The organism is Streptomyces sp. NBC_01352, from assembly GCF_036237295.1.
In the GTDB taxonomy this organism is placed as follows: domain Bacteria; phylum Actinomycetota; class Actinomycetes; order Streptomycetales; family Streptomycetaceae; genus Streptomyces; species Streptomyces plumbiresistens.
In genome coordinates this window covers 49598-71154 of the sequence record NZ_CP108354.1, presented here as the reverse complement: position 1 = coordinate 71154, position 21557 = coordinate 49598, and the positions used below count along the sequence as shown (strand labels likewise).

At 68.0% G+C, this 21557-nt stretch carries 27 protein-coding genes and 3 pseudogenes; 14 read left to right on the top strand and 16 right to left on the bottom strand.

The window, feature by feature from the left end:
- The first annotated feature begins 23 nt into the window (after positions 1-23).
- Positions 24-182 (top strand): Imm49 family immunity protein, encoded by a 159-nt coding sequence (locus OG252_RS00375; protein WP_329332765.1) that lies wholly within the window; start codon positions 24-26, stop codon positions 180-182.
- A gap of 135 nt (positions 183-317) precedes the next feature.
- Here OG252_RS00375 and OG252_RS00370 read toward each other — a convergent pair whose 3' ends face one another.
- A complete protein-coding gene (locus OG252_RS00370; RefSeq protein WP_329332763.1) occupies positions 318-920 on the bottom strand; it encodes a thermonuclease family protein in 603 nt (200 codons plus the stop codon).
- Between the two features lie 867 nt (positions 921-1787).
- Between OG252_RS00370 and OG252_RS00365 the strand changes: the two genes are divergently transcribed.
- Positions 1788-2270 (top strand): ComEA family DNA-binding protein, encoded by a 483-nt coding sequence (locus OG252_RS00365; RefSeq protein WP_266452945.1) that lies wholly within the window; start codon positions 1788-1790, stop codon positions 2268-2270.
- Positions 2271-2425: 155 nt separating this feature from the next.
- On the opposite strand, the gene OG252_RS00360 is transcribed toward OG252_RS00365, so the two are convergent.
- Complete coding sequence (locus tag OG252_RS00360) at positions 2426-3592, bottom strand: HEAT repeat domain-containing protein (protein ID WP_329332760.1); 1167 nt, start codon at positions 3590-3592, stop codon at positions 2426-2428.
- 40 nt (positions 3593-3632) lie between these two features.
- On the opposite strand from OG252_RS00360, the gene OG252_RS00355 reads away from it, so the two are divergent.
- From OG252_RS00355 to OG252_RS00345, 3 genes and pseudogenes are all read left to right on the top strand, one after another.
- Entirely contained in the window at positions 3633-3773 is a 141-nt protein-coding gene (locus OG252_RS00355) for a hypothetical protein (protein ID WP_266452949.1), read from the top strand.
- A 220-nt stretch (positions 3774-3993) separates the two neighbouring features.
- Positions 3994-4290: pseudogene (locus OG252_RS00350) on the top strand (hypothetical protein); the annotation flags it as partial.
- A 63-nt stretch (positions 4291-4353) separates the two neighbouring features.
- On the top strand, positions 4354-4935 hold the full coding sequence (locus tag OG252_RS00345) for a DUF6292 family protein (protein ID WP_329345050.1): 582 nt from the start codon (positions 4354-4356) through the stop codon (positions 4933-4935).
- Between the two features lie 69 nt (positions 4936-5004).
- On the opposite strand, the gene OG252_RS00340 is transcribed toward OG252_RS00345, so the two are convergent.
- Both OG252_RS00340 and OG252_RS00335 read right to left on the bottom strand, forming a co-directional pair.
- The gene (locus OG252_RS00340) at positions 5005-5865 is read right to left on the bottom strand and encodes an aminoglycoside phosphotransferase family protein (protein WP_329345049.1); all 861 of its coding nucleotides are present in this window, start codon (positions 5863-5865) and stop codon (positions 5005-5007) included.
- A gap of 114 nt (positions 5866-5979) precedes the next feature.
- Positions 5980-6678, bottom strand: a complete 699-nt coding sequence (locus tag OG252_RS00335; protein WP_329332757.1) for a restriction endonuclease — start codon at positions 6676-6678, stop codon at positions 5980-5982.
- A gap of 2 nt (positions 6679-6680) precedes the next feature.
- Here OG252_RS00335 and OG252_RS00330 point away from each other — a divergent pair, with 2 nt between their 5' ends.
- From OG252_RS00330 to OG252_RS00305, 6 genes are all read left to right on the top strand, one after another.
- Entirely contained in the window at positions 6681-7271 is a 591-nt protein-coding gene (locus tag OG252_RS00330; RefSeq protein ID WP_329332755.1) for a hypothetical protein, read from the top strand.
- 134 nt (positions 7272-7405) lie between these two features.
- On the top strand, positions 7406-7546 hold the full coding sequence (locus OG252_RS00325) for a hypothetical protein (RefSeq protein ID WP_329332753.1): 141 nt from the start codon (positions 7406-7408) through the stop codon (positions 7544-7546).
- A 340-nt stretch (positions 7547-7886) separates the two neighbouring features.
- On the top strand, positions 7887-8273 hold the full coding sequence (locus tag OG252_RS00320) for a hypothetical protein (protein ID WP_329332751.1): 387 nt from the start codon (positions 7887-7889) through the stop codon (positions 8271-8273).
- A gap of 249 nt (positions 8274-8522) precedes the next feature.
- Positions 8523-8648, top strand: coding sequence for a hypothetical protein (locus tag OG252_RS00315; RefSeq protein ID WP_266452959.1), 126 nt, complete (start codon positions 8523-8525; stop codon positions 8646-8648).
- Positions 8649-9106: 458 nt separating this feature from the next.
- Complete coding sequence (locus OG252_RS00310; protein WP_329332749.1) at positions 9107-9301, top strand: hypothetical protein; 195 nt, start codon at positions 9107-9109, stop codon at positions 9299-9301.
- A complete protein-coding gene (locus tag OG252_RS00305; RefSeq protein ID WP_329345048.1) occupies positions 9277-9534 on the top strand; it encodes a DUF6300 family protein in 258 nt (85 codons plus the stop codon). The genes OG252_RS00310 and OG252_RS00305 overlap by 25 nt, the downstream gene beginning before the upstream one ends.
- Positions 9535-10174: 640 nt before the next feature.
- On the opposite strand, the gene OG252_RS00300 is transcribed toward OG252_RS00305, so the two are convergent.
- From OG252_RS00300 to OG252_RS00280, 5 genes and pseudogenes are all read right to left on the bottom strand, one after another.
- Positions 10175-10711 (bottom strand): phosphoribosyltransferase family protein, encoded by a 537-nt coding sequence (locus OG252_RS00300; protein ID WP_266452963.1) that lies wholly within the window; start codon positions 10709-10711, stop codon positions 10175-10177.
- A 262-nt stretch (positions 10712-10973) separates the two neighbouring features.
- On the bottom strand, positions 10974-11789 hold the full coding sequence (locus tag OG252_RS00295; protein ID WP_266452965.1) for a hypothetical protein: 816 nt from the start codon (positions 11787-11789) through the stop codon (positions 10974-10976).
- Between the two features lie 383 nt (positions 11790-12172).
- Complete coding sequence (locus OG252_RS00290; RefSeq protein WP_266452967.1) at positions 12173-12640, bottom strand: hypothetical protein; 468 nt, start codon at positions 12638-12640, stop codon at positions 12173-12175.
- A 466-nt stretch (positions 12641-13106) separates the two neighbouring features.
- Positions 13107-13595: a hypothetical protein gene (locus OG252_RS00285; RefSeq protein ID WP_266452969.1), complete on the bottom strand. Its 489-nt coding sequence runs from the start codon at positions 13593-13595 to the stop codon at positions 13107-13109.
- 295 nt (positions 13596-13890) lie between these two features.
- Positions 13891-13964 (bottom strand): annotated as a pseudogene (locus tag OG252_RS00280) (DUF6207 family protein); the annotation flags it as partial.
- A 161-nt stretch (positions 13965-14125) separates the two neighbouring features.
- On the opposite strand from OG252_RS00280, the gene OG252_RS00275 reads away from it, so the two are divergent.
- On the top strand, positions 14126-14485 hold the full coding sequence (locus tag OG252_RS00275) for a hypothetical protein (protein ID WP_266452971.1): 360 nt from the start codon (positions 14126-14128) through the stop codon (positions 14483-14485).
- 125 nt (positions 14486-14610) lie between these two features.
- Here OG252_RS00275 and OG252_RS00270 read toward each other — a convergent pair whose 3' ends face one another.
- The 6 genes from OG252_RS00270 to OG252_RS00245 all read right to left on the bottom strand — a co-directional run bounded on the left by OG252_RS00270 (position 14611) and on the right by OG252_RS00245 (position 19140).
- On the bottom strand, positions 14611-14781 hold the full coding sequence (locus tag OG252_RS00270; RefSeq protein ID WP_266452972.1) for a hypothetical protein: 171 nt from the start codon (positions 14779-14781) through the stop codon (positions 14611-14613).
- 189 nt (positions 14782-14970) lie between these two features.
- Positions 14971-15366 (bottom strand): DUF2267 domain-containing protein, encoded by a 396-nt coding sequence (locus tag OG252_RS00265; protein WP_329332745.1) that lies wholly within the window; start codon positions 15364-15366, stop codon positions 14971-14973.
- 79 nt (positions 15367-15445) lie between these two features.
- Complete coding sequence (locus tag OG252_RS00260) at positions 15446-15679, bottom strand: hypothetical protein (RefSeq protein ID WP_266452975.1); 234 nt, start codon at positions 15677-15679, stop codon at positions 15446-15448.
- A gap of 410 nt (positions 15680-16089) precedes the next feature.
- The gene (locus tag OG252_RS00255; protein ID WP_266452976.1) at positions 16090-16575 is read right to left on the bottom strand and encodes a hypothetical protein; all 486 of its coding nucleotides are present in this window, start codon (positions 16573-16575) and stop codon (positions 16090-16092) included.
- Positions 16576-16795: 220 nt separating this feature from the next.
- On the bottom strand, positions 16796-17812 hold the full coding sequence (locus OG252_RS00250) for a hemolysin family protein (RefSeq protein WP_329332743.1): 1017 nt from the start codon (positions 17810-17812) through the stop codon (positions 16796-16798).
- On the bottom strand, positions 17809-19140 hold the full coding sequence (locus OG252_RS00245; protein WP_266452979.1) for a hemolysin family protein: 1332 nt from the start codon (positions 19138-19140) through the stop codon (positions 17809-17811). The genes OG252_RS00250 and OG252_RS00245 overlap by 4 nt, the downstream gene beginning before the upstream one ends.
- A 241-nt stretch (positions 19141-19381) precedes the next feature.
- Here OG252_RS00245 and OG252_RS00240 point away from each other — a divergent pair, with 241 nt between their 5' ends.
- Entirely contained in the window at positions 19382-19606 is a 225-nt protein-coding gene (locus OG252_RS00240; protein WP_266452980.1) for a hypothetical protein, read from the top strand.
- 242 nt (positions 19607-19848) lie between these two features.
- On the opposite strand, the pseudogene OG252_RS00235 reads toward OG252_RS00240, so the two are convergent.
- Positions 19849-20403 (bottom strand): annotated as a pseudogene (locus OG252_RS00235) (transposase); the annotation flags it as partial.
- A 509-nt stretch (positions 20404-20912) separates the two neighbouring features.
- Here OG252_RS00235 and OG252_RS00230 point away from each other — a divergent pair.
- A complete protein-coding gene (locus OG252_RS00230; RefSeq protein ID WP_329332739.1) occupies positions 20913-21515 on the top strand; it encodes a hypothetical protein in 603 nt (200 codons plus the stop codon).
- Positions 21516-21557 lie beyond the last annotated feature (42 nt).

The window sequence follows — 21557 nt, the reverse complement described above, 5'->3', positions numbered from 1 at the left end:
CTTCGGGGGGAGCCCCCCGACTCGTGGCGCATCGCGAGAGCGTCGGCGCCGACCCGGCTGCCCGGAGCCTGATGCCGCTGGGCGCCGTCACGCTGGCCACCCTCGCCTGTCTCGCGCACGGCTGGCAATTGGGCACCCGGTCCGCCTATCTACCCGAAGCGCTGGTGAGTGTCCCGCAGTAGTAGACGGCCGGCGGCCGTACCGATCCCCGCGTTGCGCGGCCCACAGTTACGAACGTCTCGTCCGCACTCGCTGGATTTCCTTCTCCGGGGCCAGTCGGCGTGCGGGCCAATCATGCCGATGCGCTTGCGGGCGGATCAGTTGGCATTGCAGCCGATGCCGTCTCCGTCCTGGTCAAGGCGGTGCGGGTCGTGGGAGCCGACCCAGACGGGGCCGGGCAGGTCCGAGCAGTCAACATCGGGGGCACCCGCGGGAGGCCCGTCCGGGAGGTCTGGGCGTGCCGGGGTGTCCGGGGCAGGCGAGTCAGGCGGGTTCGGGGGAGCGGTAGAGGTTTCCGGCTGCTCGGGGCAGGCGGTCCACAGGCCGGCTCCGGCCTGCTGGGCGGCGTCCTCGGCGTCTGAGATCCTGGGCCAGTACTTGTCGTTGGGCGGGAAGAGGGCTGCCTCGGCGTGACCGCTGCGGACGAGGGACTCGTTGACGAAGGTGCCCTGCTCGTTCCACACGTACAGCAGGTACCGGTCGTAGCGGTCGGTGAGTTCGACGTCGCGTTCGGCGCGAATGCGGCTGCCCGGCGGCAGGAGCGTGGTGGTGCGGGTGGTGGCGTCGTCAGCGAAACAGGCACCGCGCTCCGGGGTGTCGATTTCCAGAAGCCGTACTCGGGCCACGGTGTCCTTCGGTAGGACCTGGCCGTCGCCGCGCACGTCGAGGGTGTCACCGTCAATAACGCGGAGTACCACCACGCCCGGCGGAGCTGTCGAGGGTGACTTCGGCTTGGTGGTCGGCGTGGCCGCGGGTCCGTCAGAGGGCCCGGCAGGCGGCTTGGTCGTACCTGCGGGCGAGTCGTGATGAGGTTTGCCGGACGGCTGAGTCGCGGAGGTCTCCGTGGGCGCAGCCGTGCCGGAGGTGCGTTCCTGGCCCTCATCAAGCAGCGCCCCGAGGCCGCCCAGGCCCAAGAGGAGACCGAGAATGACCAGAACCGCGGTAATCCAGGGATGCTTGAGGCGGTTGGGCCGTCTGGGACCGCGCGGGCTTCGCGGGCGGGGTCGCCAGGGTCGGTCGCGCCAGGCGTTCGCGTCGGGCGGAGGAGAAGGGCACATGGCGCCCTCCAGGGGAGGAAAATGCTGCCTTACCAGTACAGCACTGGCCATGCCCGGCCGCCTTCTGATGGGTCCTGGGGGCGCCTGCCCGATGACGGAGGCGTACCAGGGACCAGCCTGCTCGCTGGGAACGAGGAAACGTCTCCTGATCCCAGGCACCAGGGCGGGCAATAGGCCGGTCAGCGCCATACGTCTGAAGAGGTTCGGAGTCGGATCTGTCCCCGGAGGGGCACAGGATTTCGAGCGCACTCGGAGTTAGCCTGAGGTTGTGGCACGGATGGGCGGCGCTGACATCCCGGTCGGGAGGATGAGTCCTGCGGGAAGTGTCGTGTGGGCGCTGATCCCTTTGTTCACGCTTGGGCTGGGAACGATGTTCGTCCTTGCTTGGGGGGCCTGCCGGCTTCGGTCACGCGCTCTTGGCATTGCCGCCGGCATGGCGCTGATCATGACCGTTCTGGGCTTGAGCCTGAGCGGCGCGTCGGATGATGGGGCAGGACAGCGAGTGGGGTATTGATCATCCTGCTGATCGGCGGCGGTCTTACAGCGACGTTCATGGTTCGGCGACAGCTCGTGAAGCCAGGCTACGGAGACCGCACCGAGGCCAAGGCTGCCCCTGCGTGGGCGTCTCCGGGCCGGGCAGTACCACGCCCGGGTGGTGTGGACCCGGCGATCGGTGAAGCCCTCGAACGTCGGCAGCGCCGGGCTGAAGCACGACGGATCATGGAACGTGATCCCGCCCTTGCACGGGAGCTGCGGATCGGCCGACCGGATCTCCCACGGCAGTTCGATGACGGAGGCCTCGTCGACGTCAATCACGTACCGGCCACGACTCTTGCCACCCTCCCCGGCTTTACGCCGGAACTGGCTGACCGGGTTGTTCGGGTCCGCGACGAGCACCAAGGCTTCACTTTCGTTCAGGAGCTCGAGGCCTACGCCAATCTGCCGGAGGGGCTTGTGGAAGAACTCACCGAGCGGTTGCTCTTCCTCCGGTGAAGCACAGATTTGGCTGCTGTTGGAGTTGTCCGATCGCGAACGCAGGGTGTTGAGGGGCTGAGTGCGTTGGCGGACGGCGGGTCCTCCCTCGGCGTCATCGCCGGTGTCGACACACGACGGATCTTGACCCTCCGAGGAAACCCAGAGCCGAGCCGTCAGCGGCGACGGAACCAGCGGCGGCGCTCGGGTTGTGGCTTGGGTTGTGCCGCGCGGAATTCCTCGAGACGGATCACGTCTGCCGTGGTGGCCACCGTGGCGAAGGCCGCTTTGGCTTCATCCGCGGTTTCGTCGGTAAGGATTAGGCGGAACAGTGCCGTGCCCGAGAGAAGAGTGGCGCCGGCCCGGCTGTCGCCGTCGGCGGCGAGGCTATGGAGGGCTCGGACGACCGGCATGGGGTCCCTGAGGTCGGCTAGCCGGGCCCGTACCCGGCCGTCGACGCGCTCGTCCTGGAGAAGGAATGCCTCGCGAACTAGGTCCTCGGTGAGTGGGAAGTTGTGGTCACCCCCGACCGACGTACCGCTGCCGCGTATCTGTCGAAGTGCCGAGATCGCCCGCCATCGCACGGATCTCTCCTGGTCAAGAGCCATCACGAGTAAGGTCGCCTCGATCTCGGGGGACGCCGCGACGTGGGTGAGGCCGCGGATAGCAGCCCAGCGGACCTCTTCGTTGTCGTCGTCGACTACAGCGAGGAAGGGCGTCGCGGGCACCTCTCGTTCGGCGGCGAGATCAGCGAGCAACTCCATGAGGTTGACCCGTCCTTGCTCGGTCTCCTCGGTGTCGAACCTAGCGATCACCTGCCCTGGTGTGACGCCGTATTCGATGGCGACCGCCGCGATCTCGTTGGTCATCCTGCCGTTGCGGACCGTGATGACCAGCCCGTCCATGAGCGCGTCAACCGGATCGGCCGCGTGGATGTCCCGCAGGGCCATCGCCGCGTACCAGACACATGCTTGGTCGCGAAGCGCCGCGACAAGAACGGGTGCAGCGCGCTGGTCACCCAGCGCATGTAGCGCCTCCACCAAGCCCTGCCGCAGCTCGTACGGGTCCCTGTACCCGCGCAGCTCGAGCAACCCGGTCGGCTGGTCTCCGACGTAATCGGCACGCCACGCGTCGAACTCGGCCTGGGCCGCGGTGAACCTGACGAGGTAGTCGGCGCGGTCGTCGAGCAGCTGCTGCAGCCGTGCCACGAGCACGGGCACGGCGTCCGGTCCGATCTCCGTCAGCCGTGTGATAGCCCTGTCCCGCAGGCTCGAACCCCAACCCCAATCATCACCAGTGCGCCAGTTGGCGAGGTTCTCGATTAACTCGTTCAGCTCGGACACGCGCACCACCCTAACGACAGGCACGCGGACCGGTCCCGCGATGACTTCAAGCTGCCTCGTCATCGTCCGCGACCCCGTCACCCGTCTTCGCGACATCGCCGCGGCCTGCGACATCACCGAACGCACCGCCCAGAGCATCGTCACCGACCGCCGCGAACGCGACGGACGGCGCACGCGCTAGATCCTCTGCCTGGACGGCACCCTCCGCCATCCAGCAGAGGCACACTGCCCATCGCGGAACTGCTGGAACTCTTCACCCCTCACGACAGCCAGCACTGAAGCCGCAGCCCCCACCTGCCGCACTGCGGAGATTCAGATCGCACACGACTACGTAGCGTCTTCGTCATGTTGTGACTGCATCAGGAACGCCCGACGGCGTGGTGCTCCTCAACCTCCAGCGCGTTCGCGGGACATCAGGGGAGAAGACCCGCCGCCTGGCGGAGCCGTCCGCGCATGACGACGATCTGCGCGTCCTGGCCTACCAGTTGATGGATGCCGCCGGTCTGCAGCGCGGCCGCCTGACCGCACTCGCTCTGAAGGGCGATGACCTGGTCGACGCCGAGCAGGTGGCCCAGCAGATCAGTCTCGACGGCGCCCGTGAGGCCCGGCTGGTGGCCGAGGCGGCCATCGACCGCGTACGGGACAAGTTCGGTCCCGGCGTCATCGGCCCGGCGACCGTCTTTGGGCGCGCTTCGTGACCGATCGGTTCCTGTTGTGTGGAGGTGAGGCGTGTGCTGCTTGACCCGCCGGGATGGCCGGGGATGCCGCAGGGGCTGGCGCACTGGCCCTACGTTCAGGCCGTCGATGAGGCCCTCGCTGGGCGGGGTGTCCCGCCGGGCACGGTGCGGGCCGACTGCCACGGCCTTGAGCGGGGCTTTTCTGCGTATATGCGGCTGACGTGGGATGCCAGCCGCACCAGTGGCCGCGGCGGGATCCGGCTGCACTGGGAGGAGCGCACCGGCTGGGCGTATGCCCTGCTCGGGCTGAGTCCCGCCGATGTCCTCTTCTACAGCGTGCTCCCCACCTTCCGCACCATCTTCCCGACGCCCCAGGCGGTGGCCGACGTCGCGGAGAACCTGGTGCACCGCCGGCGGCTGCCCGAAGACGAGTACCGCACCGAGTGGGACGGTGCGCGGGCGGTACGCGCCGCCGCCCGGGACTACCGCCGGATCCGCCTGGGCCTGCCGCCGGTCGGGCAACAGGAGGCTGGGGGCGACGGCAGGACGGGGTGGGAGATCGCTGAGGGGGCGGGTGTGCAGCTGACCATCGACACGCAGACCGACACGTACGAGCAGGCGATCGCCGCGGTACGTGCCGCATACGGACGCCACCCTGCCGTCTGACGCGGCTTCAGCCCGCCGTTGCAGACTGCATGCGGTCGCACTTGCTGCAACCGTCACCTTCGGTGATTTCTACAGGCCATCCAGTCGCCTGGGCACGGTGTCGAGTGTCGGCCAGGGAGGACCCTCGCGCAGCAAGCGCAGGAGTTCCACTCCGAATCGCCTCCCATTCGGGAACTGGTCGCCAAGCTCCCAACGCCACGCGGCGACCATCGCGATAACGAGCTGTCGGCACTCGTCCAGCAGTCCTTGGTCAACGCTTGGGTAGTGCTCGCAGACCGCCTCGGGAACATGGGCGAGATCGAACTCGACGGGTCCACGGCAGCACGTCTCAAGGTCGATGAACAACGGGCCGTTCTTCGTGCTGAGCACATTGCCAGGATGCGGCTCGCCGTGGAGCAGCTGCTCCACGGCGCCGCGCTCCTCGATCGCTCGTCGCAGGCTTGCCAGCCTGCCGCTGAGGAACACGCGGTCCGCGTCGGCGAGTCCCGGCGAGCGATCCGGGTCGGCGACAATGTCTTCCGCCTGCGTGATCCGGTCCGTGAAGCTCTGGCTTGGCACATCGACCTTGCGCATGCCGGCGTGCAGCTGCTCCAGCGCCTTGGCGTAGTCGACTGGTGAGGTGTGAGGTGTCACGGGCTCGTAGTAGGTCCACAGCGTCACTGCGAAGCCATCGCGCGTGTACACACGCGGGACCGCCCGAGGCTCCAAGGGACACACCGGGCATCCGACCTCGGCGAGCCGCTGAGCGAGCTCGACTTCGAACTGTGCAACCTCTTGTCCCACAGGGGCGACCCGGGCATGGACGTCACATGGCGTCAGCCGCAGTGCCAGCTTGTTCGAGTTGTGGAGAACGATCGCGTCGTCGGCTGGCAGGTCGAGCGATGCGACGACCGAACTCGCAGCCGCGATCGCACGCGTGACGTCGGTCATCTCCACCCTCGAATCATGGCATAGATGAGCGAAGCGGATGCCAACCAGCGTGGCCAGGTGCAACTGTCGTGGCTCGGCACAGCGGCCGGCAATTGCGGTCGTGCTCGGGCCTGTTCAGCTCAGGGGAGTTGGCCGCCGGGGAGGGGGGACCGCGCGCAGGAGTTCCCATAGTGGACGTGAGCCGGATGCCCATGCCGCCAGCGTCTGGCGGTCCACCACGTGCAGTCGCTGCTGCCTGGCGAACGCGACGGCCGGCGCGGTCACCCGCCCGTTCGTCACCATGACTGCGACGTCCGCTCCGTGGACTTGCCTGGCTGTGCCGTTGAGGACCTGCAGGTCCGGGGTGCCCACAGCAGAGCCGCGGGCGCCGTTGCGGCGGTGTTTGCACTGGATGACCCAGTGCCGTCCGAACGGGTCGGTTGCTTTCACGTCGGCGCCCAGGTCGCCGCGGCCGCCGACGCGCTGAGCGTCCTGGCAGCCGTCCCGGCGCATCAGGTCGCGTACCGCGTCCTCGAACCGGGCGTGGTGCAGGGCGTCCAGCTGCGGCAGCCCGTAGCGCAGGGCCTGCGTGCGAACGGCCTCCCACCGGGCCTGCTGCTGCCGGTTGTGGAACCAGCCGATGCCCGCCAGCACCGCGAGCACCCCGGAGAGGACGAGGACCCACCAGTGCGCCAGCAGCCAGTTGACCACCCACACGATCAGGCTGAACAGCACGACCGCCCCGACTGCCAGGCCGATCAGCTGTGCCTGTGCCTGCTGCTGCCGCCGGCCAGTGCGCCGCCGCGCCGGCCGCGTCGAGCGTCGCCGCGTCACACATGGTCGCTCTGGCACTGGAACTGGTGGAGGAAGCGGCAGCCGGCGGGCGCGAGTTCCAGGCCCGCTCGATGGCCGAGTTCGAGGCCGAGGACCGGCTGAACCAGGACCGGATCGGCAACGCCGTGGACGTGCTCCTACTCGATGCTCCCGGCGGCTGGCCGCCGCTGCAGCGCGCCGCACTGACGCTGGCCCTGGTGTGGGACCTCGCTGACCTGATCGCGTATACGGCCAAGCTGTCATTGGAGGACACGCTGCCCACCGCTCTGTTGTGGCAGGCCCCAGGAACCGACCACATCTGCGCCAGCGCGCGAGTCCCCGTCCCGGAAACCGACCAGCTGGTGTGGGCCAAGATCGACCCGGAGCCGTTCGACGGACGCCCGTTGTGGAGCCAGGCCCCGAGCCTCGGGCAGTGGGCATGGGCGCTCCACTGGGAGCGACCGGACGGCTCACACGTGCACTACCAAGGCGGCCATGCCCCCAGTACCGCCGCCGCACGCTGGGAAGCCCAATGGGCGACACAGAACCTGCTCGCCGACCCGTACCAGGCCAAGAGTCCCATGGCAGGCGACTACCTGATCACTCCACGCTGAACACGAGGCATTACGGACTGGGCGTGCCCTCCGGGGCTGGCCGACGCCCGACCCACGACTCGGGCGCCAGGAAGACGGCTCCCCTGGCGCCCGAGCCGGTACGAGCACGCAGCCCGCATGAGGATGTCGCGGAGATGGCCGGCCGCATGGTCCGCGGCTGGCACCGCCCCAGCGGCGAGTACCACGGGGAGTGGGAACAAGCGCCGGCGGTACGGGAAGCGGTCGAGGTCTACCGCCGCCGTATCTACGACTACCGCGCGCCCGGCGGATCTTGAATCGTCTGGCAGTGCCGCAGGACTCCCGCTCTGCGGCTCGCCGGGCGCCCCCGCAGCACTTGAGTGACATCAGGGGCGGCGGCTCCGTAGGTGTGGCCGTCCTCGTCCAGCAGATGGGACTTGAGTGAGTGTCAGGTCCATCATGCCTGTTCGGAGGCGGTTTCGGTAGGACGCATGGCACGTCCGTTTGACCTTGTGGCAGCTGGTACCGCGCGCCAGACTCGTCGTCATCCACTCTCCGGCCAACCCGTCGGCAACCTTTATCGGTTGTCGGCGAGTTCGCTGTGTTGTCTCGCCGTGGGACGTGCACCGGTCGGGGATGGGGGGACGAAGGGGATCGATGGATCAGGACATGGTTGTGCTGGCGAGGGTCAGGCTGCTCAGTGCCAACCGGCGGGTGGTGCGCGGTGCCGAGGGGCTGTGGATCTACCGCCTTCTGACACAGATCGAGCCGGAGGCGTACGGGTCGAAGCTGGCGTACGTCCTGGTGGAGGCGAGCGCGTCGCCCCTGGTGCGGGAGTTGCCTGAGCGACGGTTGGCCCTCTTGGACGAGGCCGTGGACGTGGCGAAGGCCCTCGGTACGTCGAACCCCTACCGGGCGAAGACGCTGGCGAGGGCCCTGGCCGCCAGGCAGCGGGAATTGGAGGGCCGCCCGGCGCAGCCGCTCGCGTCCGATCGGCGGGAGCTTCGGGCGACCCTTCAGGAAGAGCCGCAAGAGCGCGCATGACCCGGTGGGTGTCGGGCGTTGACTTTCTGGACGGTGAAGAGGGGGAGGGCCCAGCCCCGCTGTCTGGATGGAGCGGCGCCTGATTCCTCCGATGCTTGGCACTGAGGTAGGGGCCTTACTCAGTACGGTTCGATCACCGTCCGTTGCTCGTCGAGTCCTGTGACGCTGCCTTCCGGTGTCCTGGAAGCAGACTCCTTTGAGTCCTTCGGGGACGGCAGGACGGGGTCGGAGATCGTTGAGGGGGCGGGTGTGCAGCTGACCATCGACACGCAGACCGACACGTACGAGCAGGCGATCGAGGCCGTGCGCGCCGCGTACGGACTCAATCCCACCGCCGAGGATGCCCGAGCCCGCGACCGCCGTACGATCACCTGAAATCGGAGCAGGGGGAACGTTGCTGCGGATCTGATGTAGACCAGGACCATGAAGACCCAAGAAGCGTTCTGCGTGCGATGCGGCAGCGCAGACACCCGAGTTACCCGCCTCGACCAGAACAGCGCGGAAGGCGACTGTTTCCGCTGCGACAAGCCTTTCCATGCCACGCCGTGCCAGGGGCTGCGGAGGCTTCCGCGTCGACGGATCATTTGGCATCTCCGGCACGCCATTCGAGAACCTCCCGGAGACTGTGAAGTGCTGGGACTGCGGGCACCGCGATCCTGGCCCGGAGTAGACGGACAGCGGCCGGGCGCCGCGCCCCCACCTGGAGCCGGGGTGCGCGTTCACTCGGATGGCCTACGGCCCGACGACGGCCCGTGCAGCCCCCTTGACGCTGATCAGCAGGCGGGCGGATCGTGGCCGTTCGCGTCACGCTCCACCCCGAAAGGGGGCCTTGCATGTCGTTCACCTGGCGCTACGTGGTGCGCCCCGACGGCTCCTTCTGCCGCGTCGGCAACCTCGACTGCAGCCTCGGCAACGTCAGCGATGAAGAACTCGCCCGGCTGCACCCCGCCGGGACGATGACGAGCAGCCGGCGCGGCCCTGCACCCGCTGCGGAGGCGCCCTCCTGCTGCACTGGCACGGCCCGCTGATGACCAGAGTCTGGATGGAACTCTGCCCGGCCTGCGACGCCCGCCGTCCCGCCGCCCGCGCATTCATCCAGTGGCACCGCGACGCGGCCCGTGATCCGAAGGCACTACCCCAGCTCTTCGAGGACTGGGAGACCGAGACCATGCACACCCACGGCTGGGCCCGCGCCCCCCAGCCCGAACCGCCGGCCAGCCTACCGCCTCACCTGAGCCTCGTACCGCGCGGAGAGGGCTGATAACGCGGGACACGGCTACGGGGAGTCGAGTTTCTCTACCGCGGCAGCGATCTCAAGCGCTGGTCACGCCCCTCACGCCCGACACAGTGAGGGATCTGCTTAGCTTGTTCTTTGACTACCGTCGGTGGCTGCTGCGACTAGCTTCACGAGTGGCGCCAGGATCTGTGGCAGGTCGTTCTCGGAGGCGAGCACCGGTTGGTCCTGCCAGGTGTACTCGGTTCCGGAGTCGATGAAGAGCAGTGAAGTGGCGCCCGATTCCCAGAGGAACACCATCCCCGTGCGCTCGTCTGATTCCAGTGTGAGGCTCACTGCCGTGGCTTTCGGCCGCCCTCGGGACGGGGTTCCTGGGACGGGCCGCTTCACCGCAGAGCTGATCCCACGAGAGCGAAGCTCGTGTTCATGTGCGGCATGCCAGTCCTCGAGCCACTGAGCGATCTCTGACATTGCGCCCCCATGTGGGCCTCGAGCGGCCGTCGAACTTGATCGTAAGCCCGACAATCACCGGACGTAGGAACGGCCTTAGTCTCGGTCACGTGCACCTTGGTCGGAGCACATGATCAGACGGAGGCCGCCCCCACGTCCTCTGAACTGCGTAAACCTGCCTCAAGTTCGAGATCGGTTCGACATTGGGAAGCTGAACTCATGACTCGCACGGCGGGAGTTCTTGCGCAGTCAACAGCCCCCGAATGGTGCCGAGGGCGTTCTTCGGCGCACCGGTGAGCTGATCAACGATGACACTGCATCCCACCCAGGTGGACCCGCACTCCTCGACCATGCTCCTGACGGCCGCAGCCTGGCTTCCGGTCTCAATCCAGTCATCAACCAGCAGAACACGGTCTCCCGGACCCAGCGAGAATCGCTGGAGTCGCAGCGTGTGACGAAGGCGTCGGTAGTCGGCAGACGACTGACGGACTACTTTGTCGCCCGGGAAGAGGCCCTCGCCCTTGCGGATGGGAACGAAACCGACGCCGAGCTCGACGGCCGCGGCACCGCCCAGAAGGAATCCCCGCGACTCGATCCCGCAGACTGCTGTGATCTGCTCATCCCGGAACGGTTCAACGAGAGCGGCGACCACCGCGGCCAGTGCCTTGGCATCCCGAAAGATCGCCCACACATCCGCGTGACCACCGACCCACTGGAAGTGTTCAAGCGTCAGGTCACGTGCAGTCGAAGGCATGAGCGGAAGTCTTCCGATCGCCGAACAACGCAGCAAACCATTAACGACCACCCCGGCATCCTGGCTCTCACCACATCGACCTGAGCCCGTAGATAAAGAACAAGCTCAGAGGCTGTTCCTGAGCCTCGCATGCCAAATCGATCCACGTCGCGAGGGTCCGGCGACGGCAGGTCGCCAGACCCTCGGATTACCTGTCCGCATTCGACCCGTGGCTGGCCTCGGCTGAGACATGCCGAGCACAACAGCTGCCATGGCCGTCCAGTCAGTCGTTCCCTCCAGCCACAACGTATGGGGACTGGAACATGTCTTCCGTCAGGTCACCCTGCTTGGTGACAACGAGTGCGGCGATAGCAGTGCCTTTCCGAAAGTCGCCTGCGGGAGCGGATGTGAGGCACTGGGGGTTGTTGCGGGGCCGCTGGCCGCCAGCATGGTCCTTGACGTCACTGGGGACGCAGTCGTCCGGGGCTTTCTGGAGTCCCCCGCACGGCGAGGCCATGCTGGTGTCGCCCCGGAAGGAGTCGTGGATGCCCACGGCGATGATGCGTCCCACTCCTGTCTCACCCAAGGAGTGAGCCTCAAAGTAGCTGCCGGAGTGGACCCCGCAGCCGCCGAAGACGCGAGAGGGATCGCCGAGTACCTCACCGTACGGAGTGCGGTTGATGGTCAGTTGTGTATCTGTTCCAAGTGGAAATGAGGGGCGAAAGTCTGTTCTGTCCGCAAAAATCCCCACGGACAATACGCTGATGTTATCCGGATCCACCAAGAGCTGGATGCGTTCCCATTTCCGGTTGTATTGGTAGACCCTGTTGCCGGATGCCAGCCTCTGCGTGTAATGCGGCTTGTCGTCCATGATCTCTATCGCGCGGTCCAAGGTCTGCCCCGGTCTCAGCTGCTCAACCAGCTTCTGCTCCTTCTCCACCGGTGAGTCCCTGGTCAACTCGTGGGCCACCCATACTGCGCCGCCGATCACGGCGATCAGTGCTGCCAGCGCCTCCAGCAACCGCGCAACCGTCTTCCACTTCCGCCCATGCCGCCCGGTCTCTGGGGGATTCGCTCCCACGTCGTCGCTGGTGTCCATTGCTGTGCCACGCCTCCTCGTCCCAGCCGGGGTCCCTGCGCACACGTCACCACGAGGCAGAAGCCCAGCCCGGAGGACAAAGCCGGAAAGGGGTAGACATCACCCGGAGCGCGCAATCACGTCGGCATTGGGTTGCTGAGCCGGCATGCGGTGGACCGCGTGGGACCCCTGGGCGGATGCGCCTTCCGCGCCGGAAGCGGTCAGGGAACCGGGCTCCGCTGCCGCAGGGCCCACGCCACTCCTGCCGATATCGGCCACGATGCATCTGCCATCCGCAAAGCAGCTCAGCACGGGGCGGCAGGGATCGGCCGCCCGAAGAACAACGCCGTGCCGTCGCCGTTCGGAGCGGCGACCACCGACGCCCAACCGAACGGCAAACGGGATCACCACCATCCCTCATACCATCGTGACCTGCGAAAAGGGGATGTGACACAGCTTCTCAGCCCCCACCCGGTTTTTACGCCGGGCGGGGGGCTGGACCTTTTACGATCCAGACCTGTTGGCGCGTCAGACTGGCTTCTCCTGCTGGGGCAGCTCTTGCAGCAGTGCGCTGCCGCCACCGTCACCGTCCCCGCACCGGCCTTCAGCTCGAACCCGGTCACGCCGCCGGCATGCAGCACCGCGTTGGTGAACAGCTCCGACACCACCAGCAGCACCGCGTCCACCGCGCTGCCGCCGTCCGGCGCGGCCACCAGCAAGAACGAACGGGTCACATCGGTGGCCTGCTCCGCCGTCCGCATGCCGCCGCCATCGAGAGGCTCGTGGTCTTCCTGGGGTGGATGCACCATCGCGGTCTCCGGCAGCTTGGCACTCAGGACCCCTTCCCGACTGCCCCGGATAGACAGGATCATCCCGGAACCCACTCCCTCAGGCGCCTCCCGAACGACCGTGCCAGGCGGGAGGCACCCGTGCCATCCCCTGAGACAGAGGCAGACATACCATCCGAATACTGGCAGGCTGTGAGACCGTCACTCGCCACGCTGAGGAACCCCACCGCATGGCATACGAAACCCCGCCTACCCCGCCGGCCCCGGTCCCTCGCCCCGACCTCTCCTTGGCCCAAGACTGCTTGCATTGCAATGGCTGGGGCACCGTCGTCAGCCCCGACGGCCACCACGAGCTCTGCCCGGCCTGCCAGCACCCCACCAGCGGCGGCATCGGCCCGCAGGTGTCTGACGAAACAGTCGACCGCGCGTCCGCTCACCCGTGAGGCTCGCGAGCACAAGCGGCAGAAGATTCAAAGCCACACCCGACGCTCCTGGGTGGGTCAACTACACGAAGGGCTCGCCCGGTCCTGGAGAAGAATGTAGGGAGGGTTCACCGGTGGCGGAACAGGTATATGGCCCGTGGGATGTGCTCACGCATGCGCGCAGTTCCGGTGACCAGCGCGGCTATCACGATCGCCGCCCCGCCTGTGATGGGTAGCAGCGAGTCGATGACCAGGCTCCTGCGCTGGTCGGCCACGCTCGCCTCGCCCGCGTCCTGCCCGTTGAGGAGCAGGCGGCAGTTGACGGTCTCGGACGGGGTGCAGTACGGCTCGAACGTCACGATGGCGTGCACGCCGAAGGCGACCAGGCCCACGCCGGCTGCGAGGGCGAGCAGCCACAGCAGGAAGGTTGCTGCGGTCAGCACCCAGCCGTCGAGAGCCAGCACCACGCCGACGATCGCGCTGACGAAGATGATCGCCGTGTAGCCCAGGGCGACCCACCCCCACAACCCGCTTGCGAAGCCGACCGGCAGCAGGATCACCGAGAACGCCAGGCACCAGTACAGCCCGTTGCGGAGGCTGTCTTGCACTTCGTCCATCGGCCCGTTCCCCGTCCTCATCTGATGCCGGTGGTGCTACTGCATTCATACCTTCCTTCTCCTGGAGCATTCTCGGAGGGGCACATCGCCGTCCGCACGAGGATCGGGTCGGTGTCGGCCCGGCACGGCGGCACCCAGCACGACACCTGCAGCGTCACATCAGGCGGCCTGCCGGGTTCCCGCCGGGGTCGTCGGCCAGCACGACGGCCACCATGATGCGCTTGGTCGGGGCGAGGACCTGCCGAAGATCGACGCACAGACGTAGTCGCACGCCGGGCTGGCCAACATCCCGGGTGGTGCGGTCGGCGATCGAGGTCCCCCAGGTCCGGGCGATCGTTTCTGGAAGCCGAACGGGGTGTCGTCGTCCAGGCCGGCGCCATCGACAACGTGCAGGCCGGGTTCGGACAGATGCGTCTCTTTAGATCGGGTTCCATGTCTGTCAGTACGCCTTCGAGCAGGGAGGGGTGCTCCGCAGGCGCGGGATTCACCCGACCGAAGGAGTTGTCAGTGGCAGCGTCTACCGTCACGGCATGACCAGTTCGCCGAACTCCCGTGACAGCGCGTGGTTGTTGGAGGCCACTATCAAGGCAGCGCCGGCCGCCGAATCTCAATGGCAGGAGCAGCTGGACAGGCTCCGCCCGATCGCACAGTACGACGACAAGACGCAGACCTGGCATGCGCGCCTGGGCGCGCTCGACCTGGCGGGCTTGCAGAGGCTCCAGGCCCTCTTCGACGCCGCGCGCATCCACGGCACTGAGGTGCGCCTCGCGCCCGTGGCGGTCCCGGCGTACTGGGCCGGCCCCGTCTTCACGCGAGATCCTGAATTGGCCGCTCTCCTTGAGGAGCAAGCCGACCGAGGACGAGCGCTTGGCCAGTTGCACCTCGCCTAGCCTCACCAGGGGCAGCAGCAGGGGAATGGGAATGCCGTGGCGACGGCCCGTGGCCCAGCTCTACCCCGCACCCGAGTCAATGTCGCTGGTGTCGATGTCGAGACGATGGGTTCCTTCGGTGCTGCTCACGACTGGTGGGGTGGTGAACCGGACGTGGGTGAACCGGTTGGTGCGTTGTCGGCCGGGTCGACATCGTCGCTGGCCGTTGGCGTGGGGAAGAGGAGATCTTCGAACGCGGCCGCGGCGAACAGAAGGAGCATCATCAGGGCTGGAAGGAGCAAGGCAAGCAGGATCACAGGACCTCCCGGTGGGTCGGTCTGTGGGCTTGGTCGAAGGTCGCCGGCGTCGGCCGGGGACGAGTCTTCAAGGGACGGGTGGGATCGCATCGCCGCCGGTTCGGCATTCTGCCCGGTTGGACACACCGCCGTGTGTACAGCGGGGCTGACCACCTCGGCCGGGCTTGCGCTGCGGCTCTATCCGGGGCGTCAGGCCAGTTCCGCGCGGCGGAACAGCAGCGCGTAGCCGGGCGGCAGTCGGATGAGGATGCGCCGCAGCAGGTCCGCGTCGGTGTGGTCGGCCAGGGTGCTCAGGACCGCGCCGGTGTCCCAGCGGGCGGTCTCCGGGGTCGCTCCCTCGATCAATGTGGCGGCGGCCTCGACGAACTCCCGTGGGCTGAGCGGTTTGGTCGCCGACAGCGGATCGAACAGCAGCGGTGCGCACGGGGCGGGCAGCTGATCGGCGATTTCGGTGCGCTCATCGCCTTCGAGGTGGGCGCCCAGGGTGGCCAGCACCGCGCGGGCGACCCGTTCGGCTTCCTTGTCGGTGGCGTACTCGCCGCGTTCTTGGATCTGGGTCAGGAATACGTCCCATGTGATCGCCACAGTGGGCCTCCCAAGGCAGGTTGTCCTCCGGTGTGGCGCCGCGCCGACGGCACCCGGGCCCGGTGGGCTCAAGGGTGTGTCAGCTGCCGAGCCGGGAACGCAGGAGCTGCTTGCCGAGTTCGGCGCCCTTACGGCTGTCGGCCTGGGCCTTGCGGAACAGCTCCACGACTTCGGGGTCGTTTGCGCGTTCCGCGTCCTGGAGGTAGCTCTCCATTCGCAGCGCGTTGCTCAGGCAGGCCTCGACGAACCAGATCAGGTTGTAGTCCTTGTCCTTGGTGCCGGTGACGTCGCCGGTTTCCGTGCTGCTGACCATGGGGGATCCTTGCCCTTCTGATCGTGGGCCGGCTCCGCCCGTCCGCAGGACCGCAAGGACGGCCGGTGCCGGTTGCTGCAGTGGTGAAGCACGCGGGAAGCCCTCGTTCCCGGCGGAAACGGCCACCTAGGGGGCAGCCGCCAGGAACAGGGTCTGCCAGGGAGATGAAGATCGCCCGATGGGGGAGTACTGCTCGTCAGGCCCCTGGCGGCGCCGACCGACCCTGCGGCGCCGTGACAACGGCACTGGTCGGTCGCTGGCTGAGAGGTCTTCGACTAGCCCGTTGGGGTGACCGGGCGCACCAGTGGTGACCTCGCATCGAGGGCCGCCCTGGGCACGGAGGGCCAGCTGTCCCGGCTCATGCTGATCGCGGTGGCAGTCGCCCCGGTCTCCGGCTGCGGTCGTGCGATTCAGCGACTGCCGCGGCAGTCGTAGACCGCGAGTGACAGATCCTTCACCGCAGCTCGGGCACGTTCGGCGTCCAAGCCGTCATCAAGGGCTTCCAGCGCAGCGGCCGCCGACACCCGAACGGAACGGGGCAGGCCATCGTAGGCAGAGAGCCGGTACGCGACGGTGCGACGGGCCTCTTGTTCCTCATCGCTCACCCCACCAGGGGTGAGTGGGAAGACCGCAGCCTCGTACATCGCGATACTCATGAGGACCACGCCGGCGATCCCTTCCGCATAGCCGTCGGTCCTGGCCGCCCGGACGGAAGTCACCGCAGGCCGGGGGCGGGCCACCATTCCGAATCCCGCGCCCAGGCCGGCGGCACCCGCGCCCACCACGGCACCCGCCCAGTCGGCCACGAGGAAGCCGAAGCAGGCTCCGCTACCCACCACGCACACCAGCACTGCGATGGTGATCCCGTACATGCGGGTGCCGAGCGGGGATGTCATGGCCAGCAGTATGCCCACGCCGTCCCTGGCACCGCTGACACCAGGAGCCTTGTCAGCGGTGCCAGGGACACTGGTCGCCAGCCGCGACGCCCCTACCCCCGGAGCACAGCCCTCGCCCGGCTGGGCACACAGGCTTCACCCATCGCAAGATCGACGGGCACCGGCGCTTCCGCGTGTGCTGGCAGCCGACGCCGGCATCCCCGCTTCAGGGCCCGAGCGATCATGCGGCCGCTGGGCCGACAAGTTCGGACAGGACGTCTTCCATGGTGACGAAGCCGATCACGGTGCCCTTGTCACCGGTGACGGCGGCGAGGTGAGTGCCGTTGGCCCGCATCGCGGTGAGGGCGTCGTCGAGCGGGGTGTCGATCTGCACGCTGGTCACGGGATGCAGAGCGCTGCGGGGGAAGGGCTTGTGCCGTTCGGGTACGCCGATGGCGTCCTTGATGTGCAGGTAGCCCATGATCGTGCCGCCGGAGCCCACGACGGGCATCCGGGAGTAGCCGGCGCCGGTGGCCGCCTTCTCCAGCTGGGCGGGGGTGACGCGGTGGTCGACCGTGCTCATCCGGGCCAGCGGGACCAGGACCTCGCCGACCGGGCGGGTACCGAGTTCCAGGGCGTCGCGCAGCCGGTCGCCGTCGGCCGCATCAAGGAGGCCGGCCTGGCTGGAGTCGGCCACGAGGCGGGCGAGTTCGTCGTCGGTGTAGACGGCGGTGACTTCGTTCTTGGGCTCGACCTTGAGCAGGCGCAGCAGGGTGTTGGCGAAGGCGTTGATGCCGAAGATGACGGGCTTGAGCGCACGGGTGAGCGCGACCAGCGGCGGGCCCAGCAGCAGGGTGGTGGGTACCGGGGCGGCCAGGGCGAGGTTCTTGGGCACCATCTCGCCGAAGAGCATGTGCAGGTACGTCGCGAGCGCGAGGGCGATGACGAAGGTGATCGGATGGATCAGCCCCTCGGGCACCCCGATGGCGTGGAAGGGCGGCTCGAGCAGGTGGGCGATGGCCGGCTCGGCCACCGCACCGAGAACGAGGGAGGAGACGGTGATGCCGAGCTGGGCGGTGGCCATCACCGCCGACAGATGCTCCACCCCCCACAGAGCGGTCCTGGCGCGCCTGTTCCCGGCCTGGGCCTGGGGCTCGATCTGGCTGCGGCGTACCGAGATCAGGGCGAACTCGGCGCCGACGAAGAAGGCGTTGGTGAGCAGCGTCAGGGCGCCGATGAGCAGCTGGATGGTGGTCATCGGGCTGCCTCCTGCTCGGCGTGCTCAGCTGCGGGGGCGGTGAGGGTAAGGCGGTCGGCGCGGTGATGGTCGACATCCAGGACGGTGATGTCCCACCCGTCGAGGTGCACGGTGTCTCCAGGCTTCGGGATGCGCTCGAGGAGGGTGGCGGTCAGGCCGGCGAGGGTCTCGTACGGGCCGTCCTCGGCGCTCAGGCCGATCTCGGCGAGCTGGTCGGTACGGATACTGCCCTCCGCCTGCCAGATGCGCCGGCCGTCTTCGGTCGCGGGGCCGGGCAGCAGGTCGGGGGTCTCCAGGGGGTCGTGTTCGTCGCGGACCTCGCCGACGACCTCCTCGATGATGTCCTCCACGGTGGCGACACCGGCGGTGCCGCCGTATTCGTCGATGACCACGGCCATGGTGCGCTCGGTGCGCATCCGGGCCAGGAGGGTGTCGACGGGCAGGCTGTCGGGCACCAGCAGCGGCGCGGTCATCAGGTCGGTGACCTGCGTGCCGGCGCGCTGGTCCTCGTCCAGGGCGAGGACGTCGCGGATGTGGACGGTGCCGATGATCTCGTCCAGGCTGTCGCGGAAGACGGGGAAACGGGACAGGCCGGTGCCGTGCGTGAGGTCGACCGCGTCCGCGGCGCTGGCGTGGGCTTCGAGGGCCTTGACGTCCACCCGCGGGGTCATCACGTTCTCGGCCGTCAGCTCACCTAGGTGCAGGGTGCGCACGAACAGCTCGGCGGAGTCCTTCTCCAGCGCGCCCTGGGCGGCGGAGTGCCGGGCCAGCGCCACCAGCTCTTCCGGGCTGCGGGCGTGGGCCAGTTCTTCGGCCGGCTCCAGACCGAAGCGGCGCACGAACCGGTTCGCAGTGTTGTTCAGGTGCTCGATGAAGGGTCCGAACGCGGCGGTGAAACCGCGCTGCGGGGTGGCGACGACCTTGGCCACGGCCAGCGGCCGGGCGATCGCCCAGTTCTTCGGCACCAGCTCACCGACGACCATCAGCACCACCGTGGACACGGCGACACCGAGGATGGTGGCGACCGTGGAAGCCGCCCCCGCCAGGCCGATCGCGGTCAGCGGGCCGCGCAGCAGCGCGGCCAGGGACGGCTCGGCAATCATGCCGATCACCAGCGAGGTCACGGTGATACCCAGCTGGGCACCGGACAGCTGGAAAGTCAGCCGCTTGACCGCCTTCAGAGCGCTGTCCGCGCCCCGCTCACCAGCCTCAGCTGCACGCTCGAGATCAGCACGCTCGACCGTGGTCAGGGAGAACTCAGCCGCGACGAACACCGCACACGCGAGCGTCAGCGCCAGAGCGAGCAGGAGCAGCAGGAACTCGGTCACCGTGCCACCCCCAATTCGCAGCTCTCTGTCGGGCGGGGTATGGCACGGCTGGTACTGGGAGGCTCACCCATTGCGGGTCTGCTGCTCCTTCATCACTCAGCCGCCCCGGCAACCGGGGCGGAACGTCTTCGTCGGAAGAGAAAGTCTCCCCCGCCAATGGTAAAGGACTGGTAAAGCTTCGTCGAGGTCGCTGGGGCAGGTAGGTTTCCGGACGCTTGAGAGCCACTTTTTCCAACCTCTGTTGGCCTGTTCTGAAGAGCTGAAGGCCGGCGCGGGGACGGCGGCGGTGCACGAGGCCAGCCCCCTGCCGCCGCGGCTTCTGCCGATGGACGCGACCAGGTGGGGCGGCTTCGGGTTGCACCTGGTGCAGGACCTGTCGATCGACGTGCGGGTCCAGGTCCATCCGGCGGGCAAGACCGTGACCGCTGTCCTGCCGTGCCCCACTGGCGTCATGCGGCGGGGCTGAAGAACGGGATGGGCGCTGACGTGCGCCGTGTCCGCGGGATGCCGCACGCGTTGGTCGTGTGACACGCGTGCACTGTGTCGGCGGTCCCGCCTCCGCCCCTGACGAAGGATGCGGGACCGCACTCCGGCCGGGTTGGGCCCGGGCTGGCGGAGGCCCTGGGTAGTCGTGGCCCGATAGCAGGCTCAGGGCCTCCGCTGGGTTCATGTGGCCTGCGCGGTGGGCAGGCCGACCAGGCTCTTCTTGCTCCGGGTCAGTCGGCGGGTCATCAGCGTGATCGCCGCCCACGTGATTAGGCTCTCGGAGTGCTGGACGAGCCGTTCGTAGTCCCGGGCATGCCGGCGGGCGTGCATGATCCACGCGAGCGAGCGTTCAACGACCCAGCGGCGGGGCAGCACGACGAATCCGGATGTGTCCTTCGGGCGGCTGGCCGCCTTGAACGTGAGGTTGAGATGCCGTTGGGCCCAGGTAACGAGCTTGCCCGCGGAGGCGCGGTCTCCCCAGGCAATGGTGATCTCGGGGTGCATCAGCCGGAGGCGGAAGGGGACTTCCTTCGCCGCCTGGGAGTCGTGCAGGTCGGCCGGGGGGAGCCTCACCAGCAAGGGAAGGCCGCGGGTGTCGACCACGAGATGCCGCTTGCGGCGATTGATCTTCTTGCCCGCATCGTAACCGCGGGAGTCCTTCCCGACGGTTTCTGCGGCCTTCACGGACTGGGAGTCGATCACCGTGGCCACCGGCCGGTGGCCCTTGCCCGACTCGAGGCGGATCCGCCCCGACAGCTGGTCGCGGATCTGCCCGATCTGTAGCGGCATCGCTGGCACCTCCGGTGCCCAGCGTTGGTGGTTGCGAAGGCGTGGCGTGCTGCGCGTGGCCGCCGACCGGGATAGACAGATGACATGAGTGATCAAGGAGTCGGTCGTGGCGCGTCTGCGCAGGACTGGTTCGTGCGTGCTCGCGTCCGCATCCGTGGAGCCCATCGGTCCACCTCGGTGGAACCCCTCAATCTCAGAATCTTCCAGTTCGGTGAGGAGCTGGAGATGATGCAGTGGGGCCGCTCGGGGCAGCAGGTCGGCACGGGCACGTGGTGGACGAGTCAGGATCTCGACGCAGCGCACTCCGTCCCTGCGCAGGAGGTGCTCGAGGGAGAGCTGCCGGCGGCCGACAGATAGGTGTGAAAGCGCCGACATCTTGGCCTCACCGGACGGCGGCAGCGCCGTAGGCGCGGTGCTGCTGGTTGGTCCTACCGCAGGCGTTGCCCGGATGCGCCTCCGTACGCACTCTGGAGGAAACGAGTCGCGGGGTGTGCGTCATGGTCCGCTTGCAGAAGCTCTATCTGGAGCACTACCGGCCGCTGCTGCGTGGGCAAGGGGCCCGACCCCCTGCCCGGCCGCTCGACGGACACGTACAGGTTTGGGAGCAGAGCCCCACTGGAGTCCTCAGAAGATTCTGCATCCCTCCCCTCTTCCAGGTGCGGACTCCGGAGTACTCGGCCTTAGGAAACGGCATCCCGTGCACGCGGGAGGATTGCCGCCGCTGGGAGGAGGCCGGCGCCGCCTACGCCGCAGTCGTGGTCGACATGAACAGCGAGTTGCAGGCCGTCTGGCGCCAGCACGGACACGCCCGGTGGTGGGTGCCAGGCGAGCGCCGCCGAGCCAAGGCCGCCTTGGAAGAAATGGAGCACCGTTACGCGGCCACCATCCAGCTGGCCAGCGACGCGTACGATCCGGTCCGTCAGGAGATCGAGCGCGGGATACGGGACGAAAGGCGCAGACAAGCGGCTCGGCGAGAGGAACTGGACCGCCAGTGGCGTGAGTTCCGGAGCGACACCCAAAACAATCCCACCCGAGGCAATCCCACCGGCGGCACCGGCACCGGCGGTACGGGCGGCTTCTCGACCAGCGGCGGCTTCTAGTGCCGCATTCAGGCAACGTTCGCCCTGTCGTGACGCGCCGCT

Coding starts and splice junctions, on each gene's coding strand:
- OG252_RS00355 (WP_266452949.1), top strand. CDS start 3,633: ATGACTTCAAGCTGCCTCGTCATCGTCCGCGACCCCGTCACCCGTCTT.
- OG252_RS00345 (WP_329345050.1), top strand. CDS start 4,354: ATGCCGCAGGGGCTGGCGCACTGGCCCTACGTTCAGGCCGTCGATGAG.
- OG252_RS00340 (WP_329345049.1), bottom strand. CDS start 5,865: ATGACCGACGTCACGCGTGCGATCGCGGCTGCGAGTTCGGTCGTCGCA.
- OG252_RS00330 (WP_329332755.1), top strand. CDS start 6,681: ATGGTCGCTCTGGCACTGGAACTGGTGGAGGAAGCGGCAGCCGGCGGG.
- OG252_RS00325 (WP_329332753.1), top strand. CDS start 7,406: ATGGCCGGCCGCATGGTCCGCGGCTGGCACCGCCCCAGCGGCGAGTAC.
- OG252_RS00320 (WP_329332751.1), top strand. CDS start 7,887: ATGGATCAGGACATGGTTGTGCTGGCGAGGGTCAGGCTGCTCAGTGCC.
- OG252_RS00310 (WP_329332749.1), top strand. CDS start 9,107: ATGTCGTTCACCTGGCGCTACGTGGTGCGCCCCGACGGCTCCTTCTGC.
- OG252_RS00300 (WP_266452963.1), bottom strand. CDS start 10,711: ATGCCTTCGACTGCACGTGACCTGACGCTTGAACACTTCCAGTGGGTC.
- OG252_RS00295 (WP_266452965.1), bottom strand. CDS start 11,789: ATGGACACCAGCGACGACGTGGGAGCGAATCCCCCAGAGACCGGGCGG.
- OG252_RS00290 (WP_266452967.1), bottom strand. CDS start 12,640: ATGATCCTGTCTATCCGGGGCAGTCGGGAAGGGGTCCTGAGTGCCAAG.
- OG252_RS00285 (WP_266452969.1), bottom strand. CDS start 13,595: ATGGACGAAGTGCAAGACAGCCTCCGCAACGGGCTGTACTGGTGCCTG.
- OG252_RS00275 (WP_266452971.1), top strand. CDS start 14,126: ATGACCAGTTCGCCGAACTCCCGTGACAGCGCGTGGTTGTTGGAGGCC.
- OG252_RS00260 (WP_266452975.1), bottom strand. CDS start 15,679: ATGGTCAGCAGCACGGAAACCGGCGACGTCACCGGCACCAAGGACAAG.
- OG252_RS00255 (WP_266452976.1), bottom strand. CDS start 16,575: ATGACATCCCCGCTCGGCACCCGCATGTACGGGATCACCATCGCAGTG.
- OG252_RS00250 (WP_329332743.1), bottom strand. CDS start 17,812: ATGACCACCATCCAGCTGCTCATCGGCGCCCTGACGCTGCTCACCAAC.
- OG252_RS00230 (WP_329332739.1), top strand. CDS start 20,913: ATGGTCCGCTTGCAGAAGCTCTATCTGGAGCACTACCGGCCGCTGCTG.